Annotated in this window: 20 protein-coding genes; 8 read left to right on the forward strand and 12 right to left on the reverse strand. The window is 36.4% G+C overall.

The genetic code is table 11. From position 1 onward, the window contains the following. Positions 1–19 precede the first annotated feature (19 nt). Together GFU89_RS16260 and GFU89_RS16265 are read right to left on the reverse strand one after the other, a co-directional pair. Positions 20–574 carry a hypothetical protein gene (locus GFU89_RS16260; RefSeq protein ID WP_318848131.1) on the reverse strand — a complete coding sequence of 185 codons (555 nt, stop codon included), beginning with the start codon at positions 572–574 and terminating at the stop codon, positions 20–22. A gap of 84 nt (positions 575–658) precedes the next feature. After that, positions 659–1,657, reverse strand: a complete 999-nt coding sequence (locus GFU89_RS16265) for a N(4)-(beta-N-acetylglucosaminyl)-L-asparaginase (protein ID WP_318848132.1) — start codon at positions 1,655–1,657, stop codon at positions 659–661. A gap of 109 nt (positions 1,658–1,766) precedes the next feature. On the opposite strand from GFU89_RS16265, the gene GFU89_RS16270 reads away from it, so the two are divergent. The 4 genes from GFU89_RS16270 (at position 1,767) to GFU89_RS16285 (ending at position 5,516) form a co-directional block, all read left to right on the forward strand. Beyond that, positions 1,767–2,372 (forward strand): Crp/Fnr family transcriptional regulator, encoded by a 606-nt coding sequence (locus GFU89_RS16270; protein WP_318848133.1) that lies wholly within the window; start codon positions 1,767–1,769, stop codon positions 2,370–2,372. Positions 2,373–2,594: 222 nt separating this feature from the next. Continuing rightward, entirely contained in the window at positions 2,595–2,951 is a 357-nt protein-coding gene (locus GFU89_RS16275; protein ID WP_318848134.1) for a DUF3302 domain-containing protein, read from the forward strand. A gap of 5 nt (positions 2,952–2,956) precedes the next feature. Beyond that, positions 2,957–4,114, forward strand: a complete 1,158-nt coding sequence (locus tag GFU89_RS16280; protein WP_318848135.1) for an HlyD family secretion protein — start codon at positions 2,957–2,959, stop codon at positions 4,112–4,114. A 1-nt stretch (position 4,115) separates the two neighbouring features. Continuing rightward, positions 4,116–5,516 carry a TolC family protein gene (locus GFU89_RS16285; protein WP_318848136.1) on the forward strand — a complete coding sequence of 467 codons (1,401 nt, stop codon included), beginning with the start codon at positions 4,116–4,118 and terminating at the stop codon, positions 5,514–5,516. A 49-nt stretch (positions 5,517–5,565) separates the two neighbouring features. Here GFU89_RS16285 and GFU89_RS16290 read toward each other — a convergent pair whose 3' ends face one another. The 7 genes from GFU89_RS16290 to GFU89_RS16320 all read right to left on the reverse strand — a co-directional run bounded on the left by GFU89_RS16290 (position 5,566) and on the right by GFU89_RS16320 (position 12,981). Further along, positions 5,566–6,048, reverse strand: a complete 483-nt coding sequence (locus GFU89_RS16290) for a DUF6691 family protein (RefSeq protein ID WP_318848137.1) — start codon at positions 6,046–6,048, stop codon at positions 5,566–5,568. Between the two features lie 28 nt (positions 6,049–6,076). Next, positions 6,077–6,640, reverse strand: a complete 564-nt coding sequence (locus tag GFU89_RS16295; protein WP_318848138.1) for a YeeE/YedE family protein — start codon at positions 6,638–6,640, stop codon at positions 6,077–6,079. Positions 6,641–6,650: 10 nt separating this feature from the next. Then, positions 6,651–8,072, reverse strand: a complete 1,422-nt coding sequence (locus GFU89_RS16300) for an MBL fold metallo-hydrolase (protein WP_318848139.1) — start codon at positions 8,070–8,072, stop codon at positions 6,651–6,653. Positions 8,073–8,156: 84 nt separating this feature from the next. Continuing rightward, the gene (locus GFU89_RS16305; protein WP_318848140.1) at positions 8,157–8,951 is read right to left on the reverse strand and encodes a sulfite exporter TauE/SafE family protein; all 795 of its coding nucleotides are present in this window, start codon (positions 8,949–8,951) and stop codon (positions 8,157–8,159) included. A gap of 192 nt (positions 8,952–9,143) precedes the next feature. After that, positions 9,144–9,785, reverse strand: coding sequence for a Crp/Fnr family transcriptional regulator (locus GFU89_RS16310; protein WP_318848141.1), 642 nt, complete (start codon positions 9,783–9,785; stop codon positions 9,144–9,146). A gap of 195 nt (positions 9,786–9,980) precedes the next feature. Then, the gene (locus tag GFU89_RS16315) at positions 9,981–10,691 is read right to left on the reverse strand and encodes a hypothetical protein (RefSeq protein WP_318848142.1); all 711 of its coding nucleotides are present in this window, start codon (positions 10,689–10,691) and stop codon (positions 9,981–9,983) included. Positions 10,692–10,719: 28 nt separating this feature from the next. Continuing rightward, positions 10,720–12,981 (reverse strand): family 20 glycosylhydrolase, encoded by a 2,262-nt coding sequence (locus GFU89_RS16320; protein ID WP_318848143.1) that lies wholly within the window; start codon positions 12,979–12,981, stop codon positions 10,720–10,722. A 234-nt stretch (positions 12,982–13,215) separates the two neighbouring features. Here GFU89_RS16320 and GFU89_RS16325 point away from each other — a divergent pair, with 234 nt between their 5' ends. Continuing rightward, on the forward strand, positions 13,216–14,028 hold the full coding sequence (locus GFU89_RS16325; protein WP_318848144.1) for a DUF4197 domain-containing protein: 813 nt from the start codon (positions 13,216–13,218) through the stop codon (positions 14,026–14,028). 640 nt (positions 14,029–14,668) lie between these two features. Here the strand turns inward: GFU89_RS16325 and GFU89_RS16330 are convergent. Further along, positions 14,669–15,322, reverse strand: a complete 654-nt coding sequence (locus GFU89_RS16330) for a CoA transferase subunit B (protein WP_047376943.1) — start codon at positions 15,320–15,322, stop codon at positions 14,669–14,671. Between the two features lie 122 nt (positions 15,323–15,444). Between GFU89_RS16330 and GFU89_RS16335 the strand changes: the two genes are divergently transcribed. Beyond that, entirely contained in the window at positions 15,445–17,247 is a 1,803-nt protein-coding gene (locus tag GFU89_RS16335) for an ABC transporter ATP-binding protein (RefSeq protein WP_318848145.1), read from the forward strand. A 48-nt stretch (positions 17,248–17,295) separates the two neighbouring features. Here GFU89_RS16335 and GFU89_RS16340 read toward each other — a convergent pair whose 3' ends face one another. Beyond that, positions 17,296–17,997 carry a CoA transferase subunit A gene (locus GFU89_RS16340; protein ID WP_318848146.1) on the reverse strand — a complete coding sequence of 234 codons (702 nt, stop codon included), beginning with the start codon at positions 17,995–17,997 and terminating at the stop codon, positions 17,296–17,298. Between the two features lie 385 nt (positions 17,998–18,382). Here GFU89_RS16340 and GFU89_RS16345 point away from each other — a divergent pair, with 385 nt between their 5' ends. Further along, a complete protein-coding gene (locus GFU89_RS16345) occupies positions 18,383–19,912 on the forward strand; it encodes a membrane-binding protein (RefSeq protein ID WP_318848147.1) in 1,530 nt (509 codons plus the stop codon). A gap of 196 nt (positions 19,913–20,108) precedes the next feature. Here the strand turns inward: GFU89_RS16345 and GFU89_RS16350 are convergent, their stop codons facing one another. Beyond that, complete coding sequence (locus GFU89_RS16350) at positions 20,109–22,847, reverse strand: fibronectin type III domain-containing protein (RefSeq protein WP_318848148.1); 2,739 nt, start codon at positions 22,845–22,847, stop codon at positions 20,109–20,111. Between the two features lie 293 nt (positions 22,848–23,140). Between GFU89_RS16350 and rplS the strand changes: the two genes are divergently transcribed. Then, complete coding sequence (gene rplS, locus GFU89_RS16355) at positions 23,141–23,497, forward strand: 50S ribosomal protein L19 (RefSeq protein ID WP_047376947.1); 357 nt, start codon at positions 23,141–23,143, stop codon at positions 23,495–23,497. Positions 23,498–23,665: the final 168 nt, after the last annotated feature.

The following is a 23,665-nucleotide window of genomic DNA, read 5'->3' on the forward strand; positions in this document are numbered from 1 at the left end:
TGTATATATCTGTTTAATTCTACTTTGGTTCGTCCTGCAATACATCTGCAATCAGAAAGGAACCGTTTTGTTTTACTACTTTTATTACTGACGGATATTTAGCTTTAAAACTATTATCAGTCAACACTACATTAAAGATATATTCATCTTTTGAGGAAGATTTTAAATCGCAGCTCCCGACTTCAATTTTATCCCAGTCCTGTGCTGTAATCAGGAAACCCACTCCGACACCTGCTTTATTAGTATCAAATTTTGATTTCCATTTATCCTGAAATTCTTTTTCAGTCAGACTTCCATCTACGTCCATATCTACATTCGTTGCATCTGTTTTATAATCGAAATAATCTTTGGTCGTGATCTTCTCCCTATTCTTTTCTTCACTTCCGATATCAGCTTTAAAATAATCTACAATGCTCTTCTCCAACCATTTTTTAGCATCTTCCGCTTCATTGGATTCATTATTTAAAACTACTTTCTCTTCTGTCTGCTGTGGTCTGACATCTGTTTTAATCTCCTTCTTTTCTTCCTTGCATGCAATAACGAGAAATAAGGAAGCAATAATCGTTCTTTTCATATTTTGTTTTAAGTTTTGGCTAAAGCCATTGGATGGCTATATTTTAGCAAGAACAAGCTAAAGCTCATTCTTTTTTAATTTGGATTATTTCAAAGCAAATTCAGGAGTTTCAAGGCGGTTACCTTTCTGATCATACACGGCAAAGTTGAATCCGTCCTGAATACAGTAAGAACCATATTCTCCTTTTTTATTGATGGCGATAAAACCTACCTGAATATCTTTGAGATTCTTTTTTCTGCGCTGAGCGATCTTTACAATCCTATCTACAGCTTCTTTACAGGCTTCCTGTGGATTTCTGCCTTGTCTCATCAGTTCCACTACAAGATGCGTCCCCACCGTTCTTATCACTTCTTCACCATGACCTGTTGCTGTAGCAGCTCCTACTTCATTATCTACAAACAGACCTGCTCCAATAATTGGGGAATCTCCTACTCTGCCATGCATTTTAAAGGCCATTCCGCTGGTTGTACAGGCACCGGAAAGGTTTCCCTGAGCATCCAACGCAATCATTCCAATGGTATCGTGGTTTTCAATATTGGCAATGGGTTTATACTGACTGGTTTTTAACCATTCTTTCCATTCTTTTTCGGATTCCGGAGTAAGAAGATTTTCTTTTTTAAATCCCTGTGAAAGGGCAAACTGTAATGCCCCGTCTCCTACCAACATAACGTGAGGTGTCTTTTCCATGACGGCTCTGGCAACGGAAATAGGATTTTTCACATGCTCCAGACAGGCAACAGAACCGATATTATAATTTTCATCCATGATACAGGCATCCAGCGTTACTCTTCCATCTCTGTCCGGACGGCCTCCGTACCCAACACTTCTTTCTTTGGGATCTAATTCTACGAGACGCACTCCTTTTTCTACTGCATCCAGAGCCTTTCCTCCTTTTCCAAGGATTGTCCATGCTTCTTCGTTGGCTTTTAGTCCGAAATTCCAGGTAGAAAGGACAATCGGTTTGTTGACAGCTGTGACAGTAGGTTCAGGTAATTCGGCAGCCATTAAATCCAACGGGTTTACGGCAAGTGCTGCTGTTGCAATTCCCAGTTTTTTAATAAAACTTCTTCGGTTATTGTTCATGGTATCTCAAATTGTATAATACCCACAAATCTAAAAAAAACTTCTATGAAATCCTCATGACGGCTCAACGAATATCCGTGTATTATTTTTATTTATCTTTACTGCTGTAATGGACTCATTTAAAACTTTCAGAAATATCTCTTTCTTTCAGGAACTCTCTGATGAAGAAATTACTATTTTGGTCAATATCAGTACCCCAAAACTACTTCGAAGAAAAGAAAAGCTGGCAGAGCCTGGTAAACCTTTCAATCAATTATTCATTCTTTCTCATGGGCTATTAAGGTTTTTCTTTGATGATGAAGAAGGCATTGAAAGCAATCTTTTTCTCCCTTCTGAAAAGGAAGCTGCCATTATGGAAAGCCCGGAATCTTATGCTAATGAAAACGAAGGAAAATACACTATAGAAGCTGTATTGGAAAGCCAGATTTTCCTATTCAACAAGAGTGAATTTGAAGAAGCCGCTTTTCAAAACAGAGGTATTTATAATGTATATCTCAAATCTTTAAAACAGATTATCAGCATATTAAAAGTACGTACAGAACAGTTTTGCTCTACTTCTCCGCATTCCCGGTATGAAGAGTTTCTGGAAACCCGCCCTTTTACTTCACAGAACGCCAACAGAAAGTATATTGCCAATTTTCTGGGCATTACTCCCAACTCTCTTTCAAGGATGACAGCCCGTATCCATAAAAAAAGGAACGAAAGAAAAAAATAACTTAGGAATACTTTTTCTCACTTTATTCATTCTACTTTTGCTTACTGAAAATACTGTTACCCAAACAATTAAAAGCAAAATGAGAAAAATATCATCTAAAAAGACACCTTATTATTGAATCATCTTTAATCTTTCTTAAGATTCATAGTAACCGGACGTAAAGTACCAGCGGCCAGGTTGCCCCCTTGTTTACACTTCATTATTACCTTATACAATTATTTTATGCAAAGAATATCATTACTTCTTTGCCTGTTATTATCATGCAATTTTGTTCAGGCATCAACAGGCAGCTTAGAAGATACTATAGCAAATTCTGCTTCTTGGTTCATTTTACTTGTTTTACCTATAGCAGGAATTTACCTTTTCTGGAAAGTTCACATTTATCCGGAAAAGGTAGCTGAGAAAAAGAACCATCCTCAGCTGAAAGCCATAAAAAGTATGTGCCTCCTTTCCCTTGTTTTTGGAGGCCTTTTATGGCCAGTTGCTTTAATCTGGGCCAACTATGATTATGGTAACCAAAATGCTCCTGAAGAAGACACAGAAATCACGGAAGAAGAATTTAAAACCCTCGAAAATTAAAAAAAATGCTGGAATTACTAGTCGCAATATATGCCGGAATATGCTGGCTTCTTATCAAAAAATTTAAACTGATCCCCTGGACTTTTACCACACAGGTAGTGGTATATTCATTGCCTATTTTCGGGTCTATCGCTTTAATATTAAGTTTAAATTATTACTGCCCTATCACCTCTGACGTGAAGGTAGGAAACAGAAGTGTGGATATTACCACTCAGGTTTTAGGAAAAGTAAAAAAGGTATATGTAACTACCAATCAGGAAGTAAAGAAAGGAGATACCTTATTTGTACTGGACAGAGAGCCTTATGTACAGGAAATCAAGTCTCTGGAGGCAAAACTAAGCAGTATGAAAGCTACTGTAAGTTCTTATGATACAGATATCTCAGCTTCCAGAAAAAATATTGCAGGGTTGCGGTCACAGCTGGATCTGGCTAATAAAAGAGCGGCTCAGTACAAAGAATTGGTGGAAGCAGGAGCTGCTAATAAGTTTGATCTTGAACAGGCTGTCACCAATGTACAGGATCTTCAGTCAAGAATCAGTGCTGCGCAGTCACAGCAACAGTCTTTAGAAACCAAATCCAATGTTTCTTATGGTGGAGAAAATTCATCCGTTTCTGAAATTCAGGCAAAACTGGACCAGGCAAAATGGAACCTTTCCCAAACAGTTGTTCTTGCTCCTACTGATGGAGTAATTCCTAATGTTCAGTTGAATGAAGGAGCGATCATGGCACCTTTTAAATCTGCTTTTGTGCTGATTCAGAAACAGCAGTCTGTGATTGGATTTTTTGCCCAGAACGAACTGGAAACGGTAAAAAACGGTAATGAGGTTGAATTAGCTCTTAAAACAGAACCGGGAAAAGTTGTAAAAGCCAGACTTGAATATGTAATTGATGCTACCAGCCAGGGAATTATGAATAATGCGGGAGGAATGCTTGGAGGAAACGGTTCTACAGCGGGACTTCCTGACACAGCCAGACAATTGCCTGAAACTGATGGAAAACTTATTGCCAAGTTTGTTTTGGAAGACAGCCAGAAACAGCTTACAGTAGGGGCAAGAGGAACGGCTGTTATCTATTCTGATCATATTAAACCGCTTCATCTTATCCGAAAAGTAATGGTGCGTGTAAGCAGTAAAGTCAACTATCTGATTCCTAAACTTCATTAACATGTACAGGAAATTAATTTTATTGGGTATGCTTTCCGTAAGTTTAAGTTCATGCATCGGTTATAAAGAGCCCACTAAGGAAAATATAAACGAGCTTAAAGAAAAAAGTGAAATTGCTTCTCATATAGAAATCCCGGATGAATGGATCTTCGACAGAAAAGCAAATTCAAGATCAATTTCCTATGACTGGATCAATGATCTTAAAACACCTCAGCTGGAAACCTTGATTAATGAAGGAATGCTTTATAATGCTGATCTTATCATTGCAAAGGAAAAGCTGAATCAGGTTGAACTGGCCATGGAAATTGCAGGAAGTGATCTTTATCCTAGTGTAAGCGCAGTAGCCAATACTTCCAATAATTTAGTGAGTGATACTCAGATCCGGCGTCTGGCATTAAAAGCCAATTGGGAGATTGACCTTTGGGGTAAAAATAAATCTTCACAGATGGCAAGCACCAGCAATTATTTTTCTGCAAAACATCAGAATACTTTGCTGCATCAATCTATTGCAGGGATGATTGCTAAAGCTTATTTTCTGAATATTGCGGGAAATATTCAGGAAGATAAGATTGAAAGTTATATTCAGAAGTCTAAAGATCTGGAAAAGCTGTACGTCATTCAAAAGAAAGTGGGAACGGCAAATGCTTTGGATATCTCCAATATAACAGCAGAGATTATTTCCCTGCAGGGCTATCTGGAAAAGGTCAAAAATGCGAATTCACAATCCAGAAGATCACTGGAACTGCTCACCGGAAAGTATCCGGAAGGAAAACTAGCCACTCAGAATTTTTTTAATGCTGTACCTAACACTATTCCTGAATCTTTTCCGCTTGAGCTTTTAGAAAACAGATCAGATATACAGGCTAATCATTTTCAGATTGAAAAGGCTTTTTACGAAGTACAGCAGGCAAAAGCAGCAAGACTTCCTTCATTGAGTATAAGCACTTCTATTGGCTCTGCCGGAAGTAATGTGGAATCTATCAATTCTTTATTTTCCAATCCGTTATTAAAAGTGGGCGGCGGATTAGTTTCTCCTTTATTCAATAGTGGAAAGCTAAAAAAGAATGTGGAAATAAAAAACTCTCAGCAAAAACAGATCGTTGAAGAATATTCAAAAGCTGTTCTGAATGCTTTGAACGAAGTGGAATCTTCTTTAGCCAATCTCCGTTCTATTGAAAAACAGATCACTTTCACTACTAAGGCTGTCAACGAACTGAAAAATAATATTACTCTCACCGAGAAACAAATAAAGGTAGGCACCAACAACAGTTTTGTATTGATCCGTAAACAAAGGGATCTCCTGAAAAATGAAATGAACCTCATCAGTCTGGAACTTCAGTACAGAATAGAGCGTATTAATCTTTATATGGTTTTAGGCGCAGAGAACTTCATTTATTCTTAATTTTATACTTGAAAAGACTGTAGAAAATAATCTGCAGTCTTTTTTAATATTAATGGGGTAATTGATCTCTGAAATATCCATACACCCAAGTTCCAGCAACAGCACTCAACAGGGTTACAGATACAGCCAAAGCTCCTGTTCCGATCTGAGCAAAGAGAGGTCCGGGACACGCTCCGGTAATGGCCCAGCCAAAACCGAATATCAACCCTCCGTAAATCTGGCCTTTATTGAACTTTTTAGGTGTCAGGGTAATGGGTTTGCCGTAGATTGTTTTTATCTTAAACTTTTTGATCACCCATACTGAAATCATTCCCACCAATACGGCACTTCCGATGATTCCGTACATATGGAAAGATTGCAGACGGAACATTTCCTGTATTCTGAACCAGCTGATCACTTCTGCTTTCACAAATATAATCCCGAATATAATTCCTGATGCCAGGTACTTCAGATTGTGATACCATCGGTAAGTAAGCGTACTTTCGTTTACACAAACAGCATCCTGACGGCGTATATCTTTTTCTTTTATCATTATTTCAAAATTCTCTTTAAAATTAAACTTACAGGGAAAGGATGACAGGCAGAATAAGGTTGGCCATTACAAAACCTCCGATCATAAAACAGATGGTTGCCACTAAAGAAGGCCATTGCAAATTGGAAAGTCCCATGATCGCATGCCCGCTGGTACATCCTCCTGCATATCTTGTTCCGAAACCCACTAAAAACCCACCAACGACCATGATGATAAAGCCTCTCCAGGTCAACAGGCTTTCAAAGTTCATCAGCTGTACAGGGACCAGATTACTGTAATCTGTGATTCCGTAGCCTGCCAGTTCGGTTTTCAGATCGGGATTGACTGTTATTTCTGCTGGATTAAGCAAAAAATTAGCAGCAATCATTCCTCCGAAGAAAATTCCAGCTACAAAGAATAAATTCCAGGCTTCTTTTTTCCAGTCGTATTTGAAAAAGTTCACATTGGCCGGGATACAGGCAGCACAGACATGCCTCAGTGAAGAGCTTATTCCAAAGGATTTATTTCCCATTATCAATAAGGCAGGCACAGTAAGCCCAATCAGCGGACCGGCAATATACCATGGCCAAGGTTCTTTTATAATCTCCAACATTTCTTCTTTTTTAATCTAATTTATTTAAAATTTTAGTCTGACACACAAAATCACTTTTAGGAACATCTGTCAATGAAATAGCTTTAAAACCTCCTTCAATTTCTGTAAAATTCCTATATCCTCTTGCCTGAAGGATACTTGCAGCCATTGTACTTCTGTATCCGCTTCCGCAATGCATATAAAAGTGTTCTTCCGGGTGTAGGCGATTAATCCATTCGTTAATATACGCTAAAGGCATACTGTAAGCTTCATGAATGTGTTCTGCATTATATTCATTTTCTCTTCTTATATCAATGATTTTTACTTCTTTTTCTTTTATTTCGCTTTCAAACTGTTCTGCAGAGATACAGTTGACAAAATCAATTTCCTTTCCGCTCTTTTTCCAGGCATCAAAACCACCTTCCAAAAATCCTAAAATATGATCGAATCCTACTCTGCTTAATCTTGTTACAGCTTCTTCTTCAGTTCCTTTTTCCGTTACCAGAAGAATAGGTTGGTTTACATCAGCAATTAAAGCGCCTACCCAAGGGGCAAAATCACCATCCAGTCCTATATTTACCGACTGTGGGATAAAACCTTTTGCAAATTCATGATTGTCTCTCACATCTAAAATTAAAGCGCCTGAAACTTCAGCAATTTCCTCAAACTGTTCCGGAACCAGAGCCTGTAATGCCTGTGAAAGAACCTCATCAAAACTGTTGTACCCTTTTTTATTCATCATCACATTCATTCCAAAATAAGCAGGAGGAGGCAAAAGTCCATCTGTTACTTCTTTTATAAAACTCTGTCTGTCCTTTTGATTCAAAGCATAATTGGTTCTTTTCTGATTTTCCAATGTATCTACTGTTTCTTTCTGCATATTTTTACCACAGGCTGAGCCGGCTCCGTGAGCAGGATATACAGTAATATCATCATGCAAAGGCAAAATTTTATCATACAAACTATCGTATAAAAGTCCTGCAAGCTCTTCCTGAGTCATATTCGCTCCTTTCTGTGCAAGATCCGGACGGCCTACATCTCCCAGGAATAAAGTATCTCCGCTGAAAAGGACTTTCTCATCTCCATTTTCATCCATCAACAGATAGCATGAGCTCTCAAGCGTGTGTCCCGGTGTGTGAAGAACTTTGATTGTAATATCTCCTATTTCAAATATCTGATGATCTTCTGCAATGATGGCCTCAAACTCAGGTTTTGCGGTCGGGCCATACACAATCGGAGCTCCGGTTTTATTGCTTAAATCAAGATGTCCACTGACAAAATCAGCATGAAAGTGGGTTTCAAAAATATATTTCAATTGTACTCCATCTTCCTTCAATCTGTTGATATAAGGTTGTGTTTCTCTTAAAGGATCAATAATTGCCGCCTCTCCTGCTGAGGTAATATAATAAGCTCCTTGTGCCAGACATCCTGTATAAATCTGTTCTATTTTCATTGTATCTATTTTTTGATTTTGTTATCTGATACAAATCTCCCGCTTTCTTTTTTTCTCTACAGCTACTTTTGTTACATAAGAGATTTAAAGGAATATTTCTTTGGCAATAATGTAAATACCCATGATCAGAATAAACCATCCGAATGCCGGTTTCAGTTTTTTCCCGTCTATCTTTTTTGATAACTGTGAACCTATTATAATTCCTGCAACAGCAATTGTGGTGATAGAAATCAATAGTCCCCATTCTATTTTCATGTGATTTACTGAAGAGAAGAAGCCTATCAAAGAATTGAAAGAGATAATGAATAAAGAAGTTCCTATCGCAATCTTCATTGGAATTTTTAAAAGGTTAACCAATGCCGGAATAATCATAAAACCACCTCCTGTTCCCACTAATCCCGTTAGAACACCTACAATAGAACCCTGTACTCCTGCAAGTAAAGTATTATTTTTATCTATAGCTCTTTCTGACAGTTTTTCTGAAGCATTGCTTTTTATCATTTTATAAGAAGCCAGAATCATCAGACCTGCAAAAATCAATAATAAAAAAATGTCTCTGATAATGGTAAAGCTTCGTATTCTGAATACTTCCTCCGGAATTAAAGGGAGAAGATATATTCTGGTCAGAAAAATGGCGAGCACAGAAGGAATTCCGAATATCATTGCCATCTTAAAATTGACCAACCCTTTTTTAAAATACGAAACCGATCCAACAAGACTGCTTATTCCTACTATAAAAAGGGAATATTCCGTTGCCAGAAAAGCATCGAGACCAAAGAGATAAACAAGTACCGGAACGGTGAGAATACTTCCACCACCTCCGATCAAACCGAGAGAAATCCCGATTAAAACTGCTGCTGCATATCCTATAATTTCCATTTTACTATTCAATATTCTGATGCAAAAATGGGAAAGTGAAAAGAGGTGTACAGCTACTTTTGTTACATAAGGAGATTCCTTCTCCTTTTGTTTGCAATGGCGGTTTTACCACCCCGTCAAAAATTCTCTGAATTTTCGCCACCCCTCCAAAGGATGGGAATGTGAGTGCGCTTTATTAAAATGAGGTATCGTTTATGAATTGAGGGTTTTCAGAAGAGTGATTTTATTTCTTCCCAATTTTAGTTTGCCATCTTCTTCCAGCTGTTTCAGGAGTCTGGAGACGACTACTCTTGCAGTTCCCAGCTCATTTGCAAGCTGTTCATGAGTTGTGTTGATGGTTTCAGAGTGGGTAAGTTCTGATTTTTTCTGCAGCAGATTTAACAGTCTTTCATCTACTTTTTTGAAAGCAATTGCATTGATGATATCCAATAGTTCTTCAAACCTTTTATGATACAGTCTGAAGATATAATCTAACCATTCCGGATGTTCTTTAATGAATAAAGATACTTTGTCTACCGGTAAAAAAAGGATTTCCGCATCTTCTTCAATTTCGGCTTTTACAATACTTTTTTCATTGTGCATTCCACCGAGAAAAGACATAATACAGCTTTCTCCCGCTTTGATGTAGTACAGTAAAATTTCACGTCCGTCCTCTTCAGTCCTGATGACCTTCAGCATTCCTTTCATCACAATAGGAATGGAACGGATAGAAGCATTTTCATCTAATATGATATCACCTTCATGGTAGTTTTTGGTGATTCCATATTGATACAGCTTTTCTACCAGATCCGGTGATGATGAAAATTCTGAAGAAAGTATGGTATTGTCCTGCATAATTTTAATGGAAAAGGTATTGACGAAGTACGGAAAAAAATGAGTTTCAGTTCAATTTTAAATCAACTATAACTGATACTTATTAACTAAATTACAAAAATATGTGGAATGGAAAAATAGTGACGGCTGGAAAGGTGTGGATTTCAATTCCCTTGTAAACTCCGCACTTTACCAAATACAATGTTAACTTCAATATTAATTATGTTTTAGGTAATTTACCATTTGATTTACTACTATCGAATCTTTTTTATCAAATTGAAAGCATTTAATATCAGTATAATAATTTTTTTTATCTGAGTATAGATAGTTTGTCAACCATTCACTGCTTTTGGAATTTATAAAAGATTTATCTAATGACCTACCAATAACTCGTTTATTTTCAGAGTGACAGCTTAGGCAATTGTATTCATAATTAGTTAATCCAGTTTCTTTGTTTTTGTTTGAGAAATTCTTCTTATCTAAAATATTAGAATTGCCCATATTGTCTATTTTAAAACTAGATAATATTGCAGCAACTTTTCCCCTATCTTTTAATGGAGATGAGAATATAATAACTCCATCCAATGAATCTAATTTTGGAACATAAATATTATAAAATCCTTGTTTAGAATTTGGAATTTCAATGACTGCTTCTCTCCCATTTATTTCAATTTGTTCCCTTAAATTTCCACTTAATTTATTTTTGTAAATTTTATGATTATATCTTCCATAATTTATAAATATAGTATCTTCATTATTAGTTAAATATGCACTATAAGAATCAATCATCTTTGGTTCTATTAATTTCCAATCAGAAGGATAATTAAAACTCACTTTTCCTACTTTAAATTCTTTTGCTTTTACATTCTCAGGCTTACATGAGAACATAAAGAAAAACGATAAAATGAAGGAAATTGATTTGTACATAAGTTTGATAATATTGCGACTAATGAGGCTAATTTACTCCAATTTCATCTACAAACAGCCATGCTTTTGAGTCTGCTCCAGGATTTCCTGCCGGAATAATCCCTGCATTTTCAATGCTTACTTTCAGATATTTTGCATTTTGTGATCCTACATTCAATCTGATTTTTCCTTTGGCATTTTGAATTTCTCCAGCTGCAATTTCCTTGATCATTTTAAAATTCTTGTTATCATCAGAAATGAAAATTTTTGCAGATTTCGCAAGATGAATCCAGCTTCCTTTATTTTCAAGGGTATTGAAATAAACTTCTGAAAAAGCTGTTTTCTGACCAAAATCTATCGTTGCCACCACATCTTTCCCCTGAAAACCAAGCCATGTTTTACCAAGTTGTTTTACATTTCCGATAATGCCATCTACCAAAGTAAAAGCACCTCCAAAAGAATAATTTTCACTTGGCTGTTGTTCAAGACTTATGTTTTTCCCGGTAGTCTTTGAAATGGTAAACTGCTGAGTAGAGATAGCGCTTTTCAACTGACCATCTTCAAAATAAGCTGATTTTATCGTTAAAGAACTAGGAATCTGAACCGCATTCTCATAAGTTTTAGAATTGATAGAAGGATCTGTTCCGTCCAAAGTATATCTGATTCCGTTTGAGTTCTGTGAAGTAGACAGCTCGTAAGCAATCCCATTATTTGAAGGAATTACTTTTCCGGTGATATTATAAATGCTCTTTGCATAGTTCACCTTCATCTTATCCAGAACTTTAAACTGATTGATCACTCTGTTTTCAAATTCTTTATAATTTTTAGGATCTGAGGTTCCCCAGCCCACTTCGGAAAGTGCCATTAATCTTGGGAAGATCATATATTGCACCTGTTTAAAGTCTAAAATATATTCTGTCCATAAGTTAGCCTGAACTCCCATGATATATTTTGCCTGTTCGGCATTCAGTTCGGAAGGAATAGGATTGTAAGAATATACTTTGTCTAAAGGAGTAAAACCGCCAAAAGCATTCGGTTCGGACTGCGGATCTCCCTGATAATGGTCGAAATAACAATATGCTCCAGGAGTCATTACGGCAAAATGTTTTGATTTTGCAGCTTCAATACCTCCGTTGACACCGGTCCAACTCATCACCGCAGCGTTCGGGGCCAATCCTCCTTCTAAAATCTCGTCCCAGCCAATGATTTTTCGACCTTTACTGTTGACATATTTTTCAATTCTATGAATGAAATAGCTTTGTAAGCCATGTTCATCTTTTAAGTTGTTTTTCTTAATCAATTCCTGACAGTGTGTACATTCTTTCCATCGTGTTTTCGGGCATTCGTCACCACCGATGTGAATGTATTTGGATGGAAATAATTTCATCACTTCATCCAAAACATTTTCCAGGAAAGTAAATGTTTCATCCTTCGGACAGAAAACATCATCAAAAACACCCCATTTTGTAGCAGCCTCAAAAGGTCCTTTTGTACAGGCCAATTCAGGATATGCAGATAACGCAGCCAAAGCATGCCCCGGCATTTCGATTTCCGGAATTACTGTGATATGTCTGTCCTGAGCATATTTTACGACCTCTTTTATTTGATCCTGGGTATAAAAATAAGGTCCGTAAGGTTTTCCGTCAAATGTATTGTCAACATATGCCCCAATCATTGATTCTTTACGTTTTGAACCTATCTGAGTCAGTTTAGGGTATTTTTTAATTTCAATTCTCCATCCCTGATCGTCTGTTAAATGCCAGTGGAAAGTATTCAGCTTGTACATCGCCAGATAGTCTATATATTGCTTCACCTCTGCCACCGTGAAAAAATGACGGCATACATCCAGATGCATTCCTCTCCACGCAAATTTCGGCTGATCTTCAATTTTTAAAGCCGGAATTTTCTTACTCTCTTTATATTGCTCGAAAACCTGAATCAATGTTTGCAGTGCCAGAAAATAACCTTGTCTGGTGTATGACTTTATTTGAATCTGCTTGGGAGAAATTTCTATTGAATAATATTCTTTTTTCTGTTCCGCATCTGTTGAAGCCGCAGGAATTATAGAGCTTGTCAAATGGCTTCCACCATCCTTTTTAATGTCCTGAAATTTAAACTGAGAATCTAAGCGTTTTTTGAAATATTCCGTTTCTTCTTTTGGTAAATTGCCAGCTAATAACAAGGTTTCTGGTATAAGAAACTCTCCCTGTGAAAATTCAACTTTTTGAGGGTAAGGAATTAAATTCAATTTATTTTGGGCAAAAATCACGTTTGAAATCAATACAAAAAATACTAAAAAAGTCCGTATCATTGGATGGAATTAAGGTTTGAGCTAAGATAATTATTTTTCAAAACTCTTAGGGCCTTTTTAAAAACAAAATTTAGACATCTTAAATTGTTTATATTCTTGTGAATGGACAATTTACAGTTTGCTAAACCATGTCCTTAGATATTCTTCTATTATATTCTGTTCATTATGGTTTGCTTTTTGATCAACTTAGACGACTTAAAAAAATTAAAAGATTTAAATTTGCAAAAAAATAGGATGAAAAAAAACTTTTTTCTGGCAGCTGGATTATTATTCTCAATGTCAACGCAGGCACAAATTTTCGATATCATAAAATCTGCCGTTAAAGATAAAACAGGGGTAGATCTTAATGTTCCCGTAAAAAATAACAGTACTAATACTACTACCACGACAACAACTGCCGGTCATGCTAATAATTCATCTACTAATATTGGAAGCCTTACCTCTACTCAGATTTCTTCAGGATTAAAAGAAGCCTTAAGCATGGGAGTAACAGACGGAGTCAAAAAACTGGCGATCACCGATGGTTTTTTCAAAAATGAAGCAGTAAAAATTTTAATGCCAGAAAAATTAAGAAAGATCGACACTACTCTACGTTCTATCGGTATGGGAAGTCTTGCTGATGAAGGCGTAAAATTATTAAACAGAGCTGCTGAAGATGCCGTAACAGAAGCTGCTCCTATTTTCACCAACGCTATTACTTCCATGACCATTACGGATGCCAAAAACATTTTGTTAGGCAATAATAATGCAGCAACAAGTTATCTTCAGGGGAAAACACAAAGTCAACTTTTCAGTGCTTTTCAGCCTAAAGTAAAGGCATCATTAGGAAAAGTAGGTGCTGATACGCTTTGGAAAAACCTGATTTCAAAATACAATACTTTTACAGGGCAATCTGTAACAACGGATCTTAACGAATATGTTACTACAGAAACCATCAATGGGGTATTCAAAATGGTAGCCGATAAAGAAAGCGGTATCAGAAATACTCCTGCAATGAGAACGACAAGTATTTTGCAGAAGGTATTTGGAGCGCAGGATGGGAAATAAAGAAGATTAGAATAAATATATAGAAGCTGTTTCATGATGAAGCAGCTTTTTTTGTTGGGCTTTAATTTCTTTTGTCTTGAAACAAAAGAAACAAAAATTCAAGACCTGGATCTCTCCGCTAAAAATAAATCCTGTTCTCTAAAAATTCTAAACTTGCACGAAATCATTATTGCTGAATCAGTTCTAAGTGTGTGTCGTGCTTCGGACAGGAGAATTTTCTTAACGTTCACAGAATTTATTTTCTTAACGCTCCGATTTCCTATGTCGCTTTTAAAGTCATTATTAGAAATATTTTCTCTTTTTCAGAATTTTAAATGATAAAGAAACTTTTTTAATGTTGAGGTAGCTTTTTTTGTTGGGCTTTAATTTCTTTTGTCTTGAAACAAAAGAAACAAAAATTCAAGACCTAGATCTCTTCGCTAAAAATAAATCCTGTTCTCTAAATTCTAAACTTGTGCGAATTCATTATTACTGAATCGGTTCTAAGTCTGTCTCGCGCTTCGGGCAGGAGAATTTTCTTAACGTTCTCAGAATTCATTTTCTTCACGCTCCGAGTTCCTATGTCGATTTTATCTTCTATGTTTTACAAAAAGTTTCGGCCTCACTTTGTGAGGCCGAAACTTTTTGTATTGTAATCAAATTAGAATTGCATTTCAGGAATTTCTCCTTCAATGATCAGATCTGCTTCTGTAGCTTTGATAATATCTTCTACTGAAACTCCCGGTGCTCTTTCCACCAGTTTGAAACCTGCTGGAGTTACATCCAGAACAGCTAGTTCAGTAACAACTTTTTTCACACAGTTGACTCCTGTTAAAGGAAGAGTACATTTTTTAAGGATTTTGCTTTCTCCTGCTTTGTTCACGTGCATCATTGCAACGATAATATTTTCAGCAGAAGCTACAAGATCCATAGCGCCTCCCATTCCTTTCACCATTTTTCCGGGAATTTTCCAGTTGGCAATATCTCCGTTCTCTGAAACCTCCATCGCTCCAAGGATGGTAAGGTCTACTTTCTGACCACGAATCATCCCGAAACTGAATGCAGAATCAAAGAATGAACCTCCTTCTAAAATAGTAATAGTCTGTTTTCCGGCATTGATGATATCAGCATCTTCTTCTCCCGCAAAAGGGAAAGGCCCCATCCCCAAAACTCCGTTCTCACTCTGAAATTCTACGGAAATACCTTCCGGAACATAGTTAGCAACCAAAGTAGGAATCCCAATTCCCAGGTTTACATAATAACGATCTTTGAGTTCTTTTGAAATTCTTTTGGCAATTTGTTCTTTTGTAAGCATAATAAAAACTTAGACTGCAATTTAATTATTTTCACTTGAATACAAAAGGCCTTTGTTGTATTCAACAATTAACACTGTTAGTTAAAATAATATCTGTAATTTTGCTTCATTATTTTAACAGAATGAAAATACTTTTTAAATATCTTAAACCTTATCAGTGGCTGATCCTCATTTCGTTATTTTTGGCTACTATTAATCAGGTTTTCTCTTTATTTGCCCCTGCTATTACAGGAAATATTCTTGACCAGTTGGTTACTCATCCTAATTTTTTTGATAAAGAAAAGTTACTACCCAGAAATCTAAATGAATATTTATACGGAAGTACTGTATACCATGGTGCCTTTTATTTTTTAGGACTACTGATCGGTACTGCCATGGTAAGTAGAATTGCCAAGGCTTTTCAGGATTACGTGGTAAGCGTTATTACGCAAAAGTTTGGCGCTAAAATATTTACAGATGGCTTAAAACACTCTATGGCTCTTCCGTATCAGGAATTTGAAGATCAGAGAAGTGGTGAAACCTTATCTATTTTAACCAAAGTAAGAGAAGATACGGTGAAATTCATCACCAATTTCATCAATATTTTCTTTGGAATCCTGGTGAGTATTATTTTTGTTTCAGTGTATGCGATCCGTTTACATTGGTCGATCATGCCGGTTTATATATGCGGAATTTTTCTGATTGCCTTTGTTACCAATCTATTGAGCAAGAGAATAAAAGGTATTCAGAAAAATATTGTTACTGAAACCACTGCTCTGGCAGGAAGTACTACAGAAAGTTTAAGAAATATTGAAATCGTCAAAAGTTTAGGATTAACCAACCAGGAAGTAATCCGTTTGAATAACAATACCTATAAAATTCTTGGTCTTGAGCTGAGAAAGGTGAAAAGCATCCGTTCTTTAAGTTTTATCCAGGGAACAATGGTGAATTTTCTTCAGCAGATGATTACCCTGACTTTATTGTATTTGATTTTCAAAAACATTGTAACTCCTGGGCAGTATCTGTCTCTGATGTTTTATGGTTTCTTTATTTTCGGGCCGATGCAGGAAATCGGGAATATTATTATTTCTTACCGTGAAGCTGAAGCATCTCTTCAGAATTTTGACCGTTTAATGAAAAAAGAAGTGGAAGAAAAACCTCTTCATCCGAAACAAATTGGTGCTATTGAAGAACTGGAATTCAAACACGTTTCTTTCAAACATCAGTCTGCGCAATATAAAGCTTTAAACAATATCTCTTTTGATCTTAAAAACGGAGAAACAATTGCTTTTGTAGGACCTAGTGGCTCTGGGAAAAGTACGCTGGTAAAACTGCTGGTTGGGTTGTACAGACCTCAGGAAGGGAATATTTTTTACAATGGAATTAATGGAAAAGAATTTGATTTTGATGAACTGAGAAATCAGATTGGTTTTGTAACGCAGGATACCCAATTGTTTGCAGGGAGTATTAAAGAAAACCTTCTTTTCGTAAATCCCGCAGCTACTGAAGAAGAACTAGCTGTTGCTTTACAGAAATCGAGCTGTACAGCATTGCTGGAAAGGGCAGAAAAAGGAATTGAAACCATTATTGGTGAAGGCGGTCTGAAGCTGAGTGGCGGTGAAAAACAAAGAATAGCAATCGCAAGGGCTCTTTTAAGAAAACCTCATCTGCTGATATTTGACGAAGCGACTTCTGCATTGGACAGCATTACTGAAGAGGAAATTACCACCACTATCAAGGATATTTCAAAAGAAAAAGAACAGATAACAGTACTTATTGCGCACCGTTTAAGTACAATTATGCATGCCGATAAAATCTATGTTCTTGAACGCGGACAGGTAGTAGAAACAGGTTCCCACAGCAATCTGATTGCCGAAAAAGGACTTTACTACGCCATGTGGAGACAACAAATCGGAGAAAGAAAAACACTGACTCCTCAAGCATAAAAAAAGCGCTGAAAATATTTTCAGCGCTTTTTTATTTATTATTTGAGCTTATTCTTTAGTTCTTACTGTTCTCTGCTCAATTCTTTTTTCAAATTTTTCTCCCTGGAAAATTCTTTGAATCATGATTCCCGGAATATGAATTTCGTTTGGATCCAATTGTCCCGGTTCTACCAATTCTTCTACTTCTGCAATGGTGATCTTCGCAGCACCCGCCATAGGATGGTTGAAGTTTCTTGCAGAACCCTTGAAGATAAGATTTCCGGCATGATCTCCTTTCCATGCTTTTACGATAGAATAATCTGCTTCGTAAGCATGCTCCAGGATATGAGGTTTTTCTTTGAATTCTTTTACTTCTTTCCCTTCTGCTACTTCAGTTCCGTAACCTGCAGGGGTATAAAAAGCTGGGATTCCCGCCTGGGCAGCTCTGCATTTTTCAGCCAAAGTTCCTTGTGGAGTAAGTTCTACATCCAGCTCACCTGAAAGCATCTGTCTTTCAAATTCAGCATTTTCTCCTACATAAGAAGAGATCATTTTCTTGATCTGTCTTTTGTGAAGCAGTAATCCTAATCCGAAATCATCTACTCCTGCATTGTTTGAAATACAAGTAAGATCTTTCACATCACTTTCTACCAAAGCATTGATTGAGTTTTCAGGGATACCGCAAAGTCCGAATCCGCCAAGCATCAGTGTCATTCCATCCTGAATTCCTTCAATGGCCTCCTTTGCATTTTTTACTCTTTTATCTATCATGAAATATTAGATTTTTCTGTTGGCTAAATTTAATAAATTTTCTGGTATATCTGATGACTGGAAATCATCCTGAATTGTATCCTTTTATTGAATCTTGCTTTTTAACATCTAACATCATAAAAATCAATATTTTATCGACAAAAAACGAACAAGTCGGTTCGTTTTTATGGTATTTCTCGTCAATTTGATTTATATTTGAGCCTGCAAATCCAGAAATACAAGCTATCATTGTTTTCGGGTATCATTGATTTAAACACACTATTAATATAAAAATTATTTCGCGGCAGACCATTATTGCCCTTTACTTCTTCTGATTTCTTCAGGGAACCATTCCAACAAATACCATCACATTAATCATATACAAAATCAAACCTTAAATAAAAACATGAAAAAATTATTTACCTCAGCATTACTTGCCCTGGTACTGAGCATCAATGTGTATGCACAGGAAAAAACTTATTTTGATGAAAACTGGGAAAAAACCACTCAGGATAACATGGAATACTACCGTGAAACAACTCCTAAAGGCAAACTCACCCTTATCAAAGATTTCTATAAAGACGGAAAACTACAGATGGAAGGGCTGGCTTCTGATATAACTCCAAACAATGAAGTTTTTGACGGAAAAGTGACTTGGTACACTCCTGAAGGAAAAGTAATGAGTACAGTAACTTATTCTAACGGAAAACAGGTTGGAGCATCTCAGTCATATGACGATAAAGGCAGAATTACAGAAGATATGGTCTATAAAGCTGACGGCAGCTTCACAGGAAAAATGGTGGCATACAAGGACCCTGAAAATGAATCTTATTATAACACGATAACCAATTATGAGAATTCCCTGCCTGTAAAGACCATTATTTATGATGAAGATATGAAGGGAATCAGATACGAAACCACTTCTGATAAAGACGGCAACTACGAGACTAAATATTACGGTGAAAAAGGGAAACTTATTGGTACATCTCCTTCGGGTTCCGGAGAAGGGCTACAGGTAGATTATTATCCGAATCCAATGAGGATTTCAAAAATAGAAAAAACTAAAAGTGACGGCAGTATAAAAGAAAGTATCATTTATGCTAAAAACGGACAACTGCTGCAGGAACAAAAGAGAAACAAAAAAGACGGTTATAAAACCACTTATGATGAATCCGGTAAAAAAATAGGCCACCTTGTTTATCAGTACGATAAAGAGAATGATATTTACCAGCCAACAGAGGGTGAAGATTATCAACTTAATTATGATTATGCACTGATCTCTTCTATTGATGAATATAAGAACGGTTCAATCATCACCAGTAAATACTTTGATGAAGAAGGAAAGTTATCCTCTGAGAAAACATTAAAAGACGATATTACTCAGGAGATTAAATACTACTCCCCGGACGGAAAACTGAAATCTACACTAACGTATAAAGATGAACTGCCTTATAATGGTACAGCCTACGAAGGACTTACCGAAACGCAATATAAGGAAGGCGTTTTAGTGAATATTAAAATGTATACCGAAGAAAAAAAGCTGAAATCTGAGAAGAAATTAAATTCGAAACAAACATCTTACGATGCTGCTATTTATGATCATAAAGGTACTCTTTTATACACTTACAATCAGCCTTTGAGTGAAGACGGAGGTAATGATTACTTCTTCACAGCTCAAATTGTGCAGTACGTAAAAGGTAAGCCTGCTAATAAATCTTCTGTAAAAGCAGGTATTTTACAAAGCGGAAAAATAAAACTCACCACACTAAACGGAGTTAAGGAACTTGAACGCAGTGGAAAATGGGTCCTCTTAAAATTATATAGTACAGATGGAAAACTTATCCAGGAAACCAAAACGCTGGCAGATATACCGGATGAGTATGCTTCTACGGAAAACCCGGCAGCATTAAGCGAGGATGATCTATATGTTGACTAATCACCGCATTCATATATCAAAGGCAGTTTCATTTTTTTGAAGCTGCTTTTTTGTCAATTATATGATACGAATTTTCACAGATGATAATAAAGAATATATGTTTGCTAGGCTCAGTATCTACATTCTGTTATAAGATAAAAAAAGAGACCGCTATTTCCAGCAGTCTCTAAAATTATAATTGTGTTTCGTTTACTTGTTACTGAATAATCAGTTTTAAAGTAAATAGTTTTCTTCCGTGTACTTTTACAAAATAAACGCCTGCCGGAAGATTTTCATTCACCAAAGAGAAACGTTGGTTATTGATATTTTTTGATACATAAAGCAATTCTCCTGAAGCTGAAACCAATTCGATTTTCTCAATCGGGTAATCACTCTTAATGAAAGTAGGCTGTCCCGGTTTGGTTGGGTTTGGATACAACACTACATTTTTCTCTGTACTTCTGGTTTCTTCCGTTCCTAACGTTGGTGAAGTTACCTGGAACTGTACTCTGTTTGAGACTTCTGTATAAGAATCATTGGTAAACATGACCATATAATAGTTCCCTGGTGTAGCAGGTACTGCTGTTCCCTGAATCGTTTTTGTTCCCTGAGTCACTCCGTCAAAATAAGTATAAGAAACGAAGTTATCATCCGGTGTCTGAACACTTTGTGGGTAAATCCCTAACCAGTCTTTGATAATCCCTGGAGAATCTGTCCATGAAGCGGTAATATTTTCACCTAAAGTATATACAGGTTTATTGATCCAAAGATCGGTCACAATATCTCCTACTTTAAAAAATACCTTCTCCCCGATTCCGTTATATCCATCTTCCAGCAGATACTGAGCATAATAATATCCTTTCGGAAGTCCTGTGAAATTAAGCGTTCCTAATGCAGTAGTTACGTAGCTCCATTTGATAGCAGCTGTAGTTCCCGGAGTCTGCCCCATTTTATAAATTCCGATCCAGTCTTTCTGTAAGTTAGGTCCATTTGTAAAATTAAGAACCACTGTTCCTCCTACAGGATAAGTATCAGAAGTTGTCTGCAGCTGAACTTTCGGTCCTACATAGAACTCTTTTCTTGGAGTGATTTCCGTATAACCACCGTTAGCAAAAAATCCTGCAAAGTACTGACCTTTATTAGCCATACCATTATTAAAAGTAACCGTTCCTGCTACCTGCCCATTCGTATAACTATATACTTGTGAAGTAGTACTCGCCGGTGTTTGTCCTTTTTTATAAATTCCTACCCAATCCTGCTGATTTCCAGGACCTCCAGTGAAAGTAGCCGTAATTGCTTCATTTTGGGCGTATTCTGTTTTATTTAAAGTAAATGTAGGATTTGAAACTACACTTCCTGTGATTTCAAACTGCTTCACATCACTCCAGTCACTCCACTCCAGGTTTCTGTCTCTGTAACGTGTTTTCACGTAATAGTTTCCGTTTGGAATAGAGTTTGCCGCCAAAGTTGCTTTTGTAATATCTACTCCCGCATTCAGGTTTTTGGTTTTATCAGGAGTTCCGTTTCCGTCTTTTCCGAACCAGTTTTCAAAATCTCGGTAGAACTCTTTTTCAATCACAGAAAAATTCGATGTCTTACTGATCAGGAACTGTGTTGTGTTCAATAATTCATTATTTGAAGAGGTAAATGCACTTCCATTCAATGTCAAAGGCAAAGTAATAGACCCTGAGAAACTGTTTGTAATGGATGGTTTTGCCGGTTTAGGCTGATTTTTATATCTGTGGAAAGAATCTACCAGCACATTATTCTTTTTGTTGTAGACTCCTCCAATAGAATAACATTCAATATCTACTTTTCCTGTCGGAATATCTACCTCCACAATCTGGTACGTCCAGTCTGTCAATGTTTTCTGAACATCATCAAAATCCTTTTCATTAGACATTCCCCAATACTGGTCCCAAGCCGTTCCCCCGGAAATAATCTGATAGTTTGGTGTATTTTTCAACTGCCCTCTGTGGTACAAATGATGGTGGGCCCCCACGTGCATTAAATATTTATCAGAAGTTACCAGAAGCGGTACAGCATTTTCTCTTACCCATGTAGAAATATCTCCCACATACTGCTCAGCCTGATAAGGTCTGTGGCTTAAAGAAATGATCCAGTCTACTGTAGTATCATTGTTAGCTGCTGTTAAGACCTGTTGAAGCCATGTCTGCTGTGCAGATCCCGTATGTTCTGAACTTAAACTTACGAATAATACATTCCCAGCCTGCTGAGCATAATAATTTTCATTTCCTGAGCTTATCCCTTTATAACTAATTTCATCAATATAAAAATGAGCATAATAAGAATTCATTCCCATTGTTCCGTAGGTCTCATGATTTCCTACTGTTGTCTGAATAGGCAGATACGGTGACAATTTGATGTTCTTTTTAAAGTGAACATTTTCATAATGATCCAACGTTCCTACATCCACCTGATCTCCCACCATAAAAGTAAGAGCAATATTATCCGAAGGATCTGAAATAGCTCCGAATTTTTCTTTTAATTTTTTATAGGCATTCAAAGTAAGCGTGTCATATCTAGGCTCAGCTTTGATCTGATTGTCCCCCATAATCAGGAAACGGATCTTTCCATTAGCTGTTACAGCCTGCCCAGGCAAAGGAAGTGTTCTGAAATTATAAACAGCAGACTCGCTGGTACCTGTTTTTATCTTATAGTAGTATTTCGTATTCGGCTGTAGATTGGTAACCTTTGCCGTATGATAATAATAGTTGTTGTTGTATCCGGTATCTGAAAAGATATTGGTAGTTCCCGTTACTGTCACGCTCAAATTCGTTGGAGAATCTCCGTAGATCACGGTTGTTTCATTATTGGAAGCTGTTTTCCAATTGACGATCATAGAATTCGGTGTCGGGTTTTGTAAATAGGGAAACAAAACCTGTCCGAAAGCCATCTGGACCGCGAAACAAAAAAAGAAGAAATAATGTTTCATAATAGCTTTAATTTTAAAATAACATATAGTTTTAAGTTGTGAATCAGGAATTTAAAAATCGGTGTTAAGATTTTTTATTTCGGGCAAAAGTAGAGTTCCCATATAAACTGTGCCTGATGGTATTTTAAATTAACTGTTAATTTTTTAACAAAATCGGAATGAAAAAATTATAGTTTTTAGTACATTAATTATTTGGTGAATTCAAAAACTATTTTGTACATTTGCAACCTGTTATTCAACCTCTGACGAAGAACGTGTAAGTTGCTTAGCTTTAACATTTTATTTTATTAATAATGGATTTATTAAAGTACGTACAAGACAAGTACATCGCTAAAAAAGAATTCCCTGAATTCAAAGCAGGTGATACAATTACTGTGTATTACGAAATTAAAGAAGGACAAAAGACAAGAACTCAGTTCTTCAAAGGAACAGTTATCCAATTAAGAGGTACTGGTTCTACAAAAACTTTCACTATCAGAAAAATGAGTGGTGATGTAGGTGTAGAAAGAGTATTCCCTATTAACCTACCTGCGCTTCAAAAAATTGAGCTTGATAGAAAAGGTAGAGTTAGAAGAGCTAGAATTTACTACTTCAGAGACCTTAGAGGTAAAAAAGCAAGAATCAAAGACGCTGCTTACAAGAAGAAATAATTCAGACAACAATACATACAAAGAGAGGCTGTTTACCCGTAAACAGTCTCTTTTTTTGTTTAAAACATTCTTTATTTTCTATTTGGAGTTCCTTTTCCTGTTTCTAAATTATCAATATTTATTTATGTTCATTAAACCCTGTCAAGGTTTAGCGGGATTTATGCCCAT

It is taken from the genome of Chryseobacterium sp. JV558, assembly GCF_033712365.1.
GTDB lineage: Bacteria > Bacteroidota > Bacteroidia > Flavobacteriales > Weeksellaceae > Chryseobacterium.

Bases quoted from the DNA above. Each gene is read 5' to 3' on its own strand.
- GFU89_RS16260 (WP_318848131.1), bottom strand. From the start codon at position 574: ATGAAAAGAACGATTATTGCTTCCTTATTTCTCGTTATTGCATGCAAG.
- GFU89_RS16265 (WP_318848132.1), bottom strand. From the start codon at position 1,657: ATGAACAATAACCGAAGAAGTTTTATTAAAAAACTGGGAATTGCAACA.
- GFU89_RS16270 (WP_318848133.1), top strand. From the start codon at position 1,767: ATGGACTCATTTAAAACTTTCAGAAATATCTCTTTCTTTCAGGAACTC.
- GFU89_RS16275 (WP_318848134.1), top strand. From the start codon at position 2,595: ATGCAAAGAATATCATTACTTCTTTGCCTGTTATTATCATGCAATTTT.
- GFU89_RS16280 (WP_318848135.1), top strand. From the start codon at position 2,957: ATGCTGGAATTACTAGTCGCAATATATGCCGGAATATGCTGGCTTCTT.
- GFU89_RS16285 (WP_318848136.1), top strand. From the start codon at position 4,116: ATGTACAGGAAATTAATTTTATTGGGTATGCTTTCCGTAAGTTTAAGT.
- GFU89_RS16290 (WP_318848137.1), bottom strand. From the start codon at position 6,048: ATGATAAAAGAAAAAGATATACGCCGTCAGGATGCTGTTTGTGTAAAC.
- GFU89_RS16295 (WP_318848138.1), bottom strand. From the start codon at position 6,640: ATGTTGGAGATTATAAAAGAACCTTGGCCATGGTATATTGCCGGTCCG.
- GFU89_RS16300 (WP_318848139.1), bottom strand. From the start codon at position 8,072: ATGAAAATAGAACAGATTTATACAGGATGTCTGGCACAAGGAGCTTAT.
- GFU89_RS16305 (WP_318848140.1), bottom strand. From the start codon at position 8,951: ATGGAAATTATAGGATATGCAGCAGCAGTTTTAATCGGGATTTCTCTC.
- GFU89_RS16310 (WP_318848141.1), bottom strand. From the start codon at position 9,785: ATGCAGGACAATACCATACTTTCTTCAGAATTTTCATCATCACCGGAT.
- GFU89_RS16315 (WP_318848142.1), bottom strand. From the start codon at position 10,691: ATGTACAAATCAATTTCCTTCATTTTATCGTTTTTCTTTATGTTCTCA.
- GFU89_RS16320 (WP_318848143.1), bottom strand. From the start codon at position 12,981: ATGATACGGACTTTTTTAGTATTTTTTGTATTGATTTCAAACGTGATT.
- GFU89_RS16325 (WP_318848144.1), top strand. From the start codon at position 13,216: ATGAAAAAAAACTTTTTTCTGGCAGCTGGATTATTATTCTCAATGTCA.
- GFU89_RS16330 (WP_047376943.1), bottom strand. From the start codon at position 15,322: ATGCTTACAAAAGAACAAATTGCCAAAAGAATTTCAAAAGAACTCAAA.
- GFU89_RS16335 (WP_318848145.1), top strand. From the start codon at position 15,445: ATGAAAATACTTTTTAAATATCTTAAACCTTATCAGTGGCTGATCCTC.
- GFU89_RS16340 (WP_318848146.1), bottom strand. From the start codon at position 17,997: ATGATAGATAAAAGAGTAAAAAATGCAAAGGAGGCCATTGAAGGAATT.
- GFU89_RS16345 (WP_318848147.1), top strand. From the start codon at position 18,383: ATGAAAAAATTATTTACCTCAGCATTACTTGCCCTGGTACTGAGCATC.
- GFU89_RS16350 (WP_318848148.1), bottom strand. From the start codon at position 22,847: ATGAAACATTATTTCTTCTTTTTTTGTTTCGCGGTCCAGATGGCTTTC.
- rplS (WP_047376947.1), top strand. From the start codon at position 23,141: ATGGATTTATTAAAGTACGTACAAGACAAGTACATCGCTAAAAAAGAA.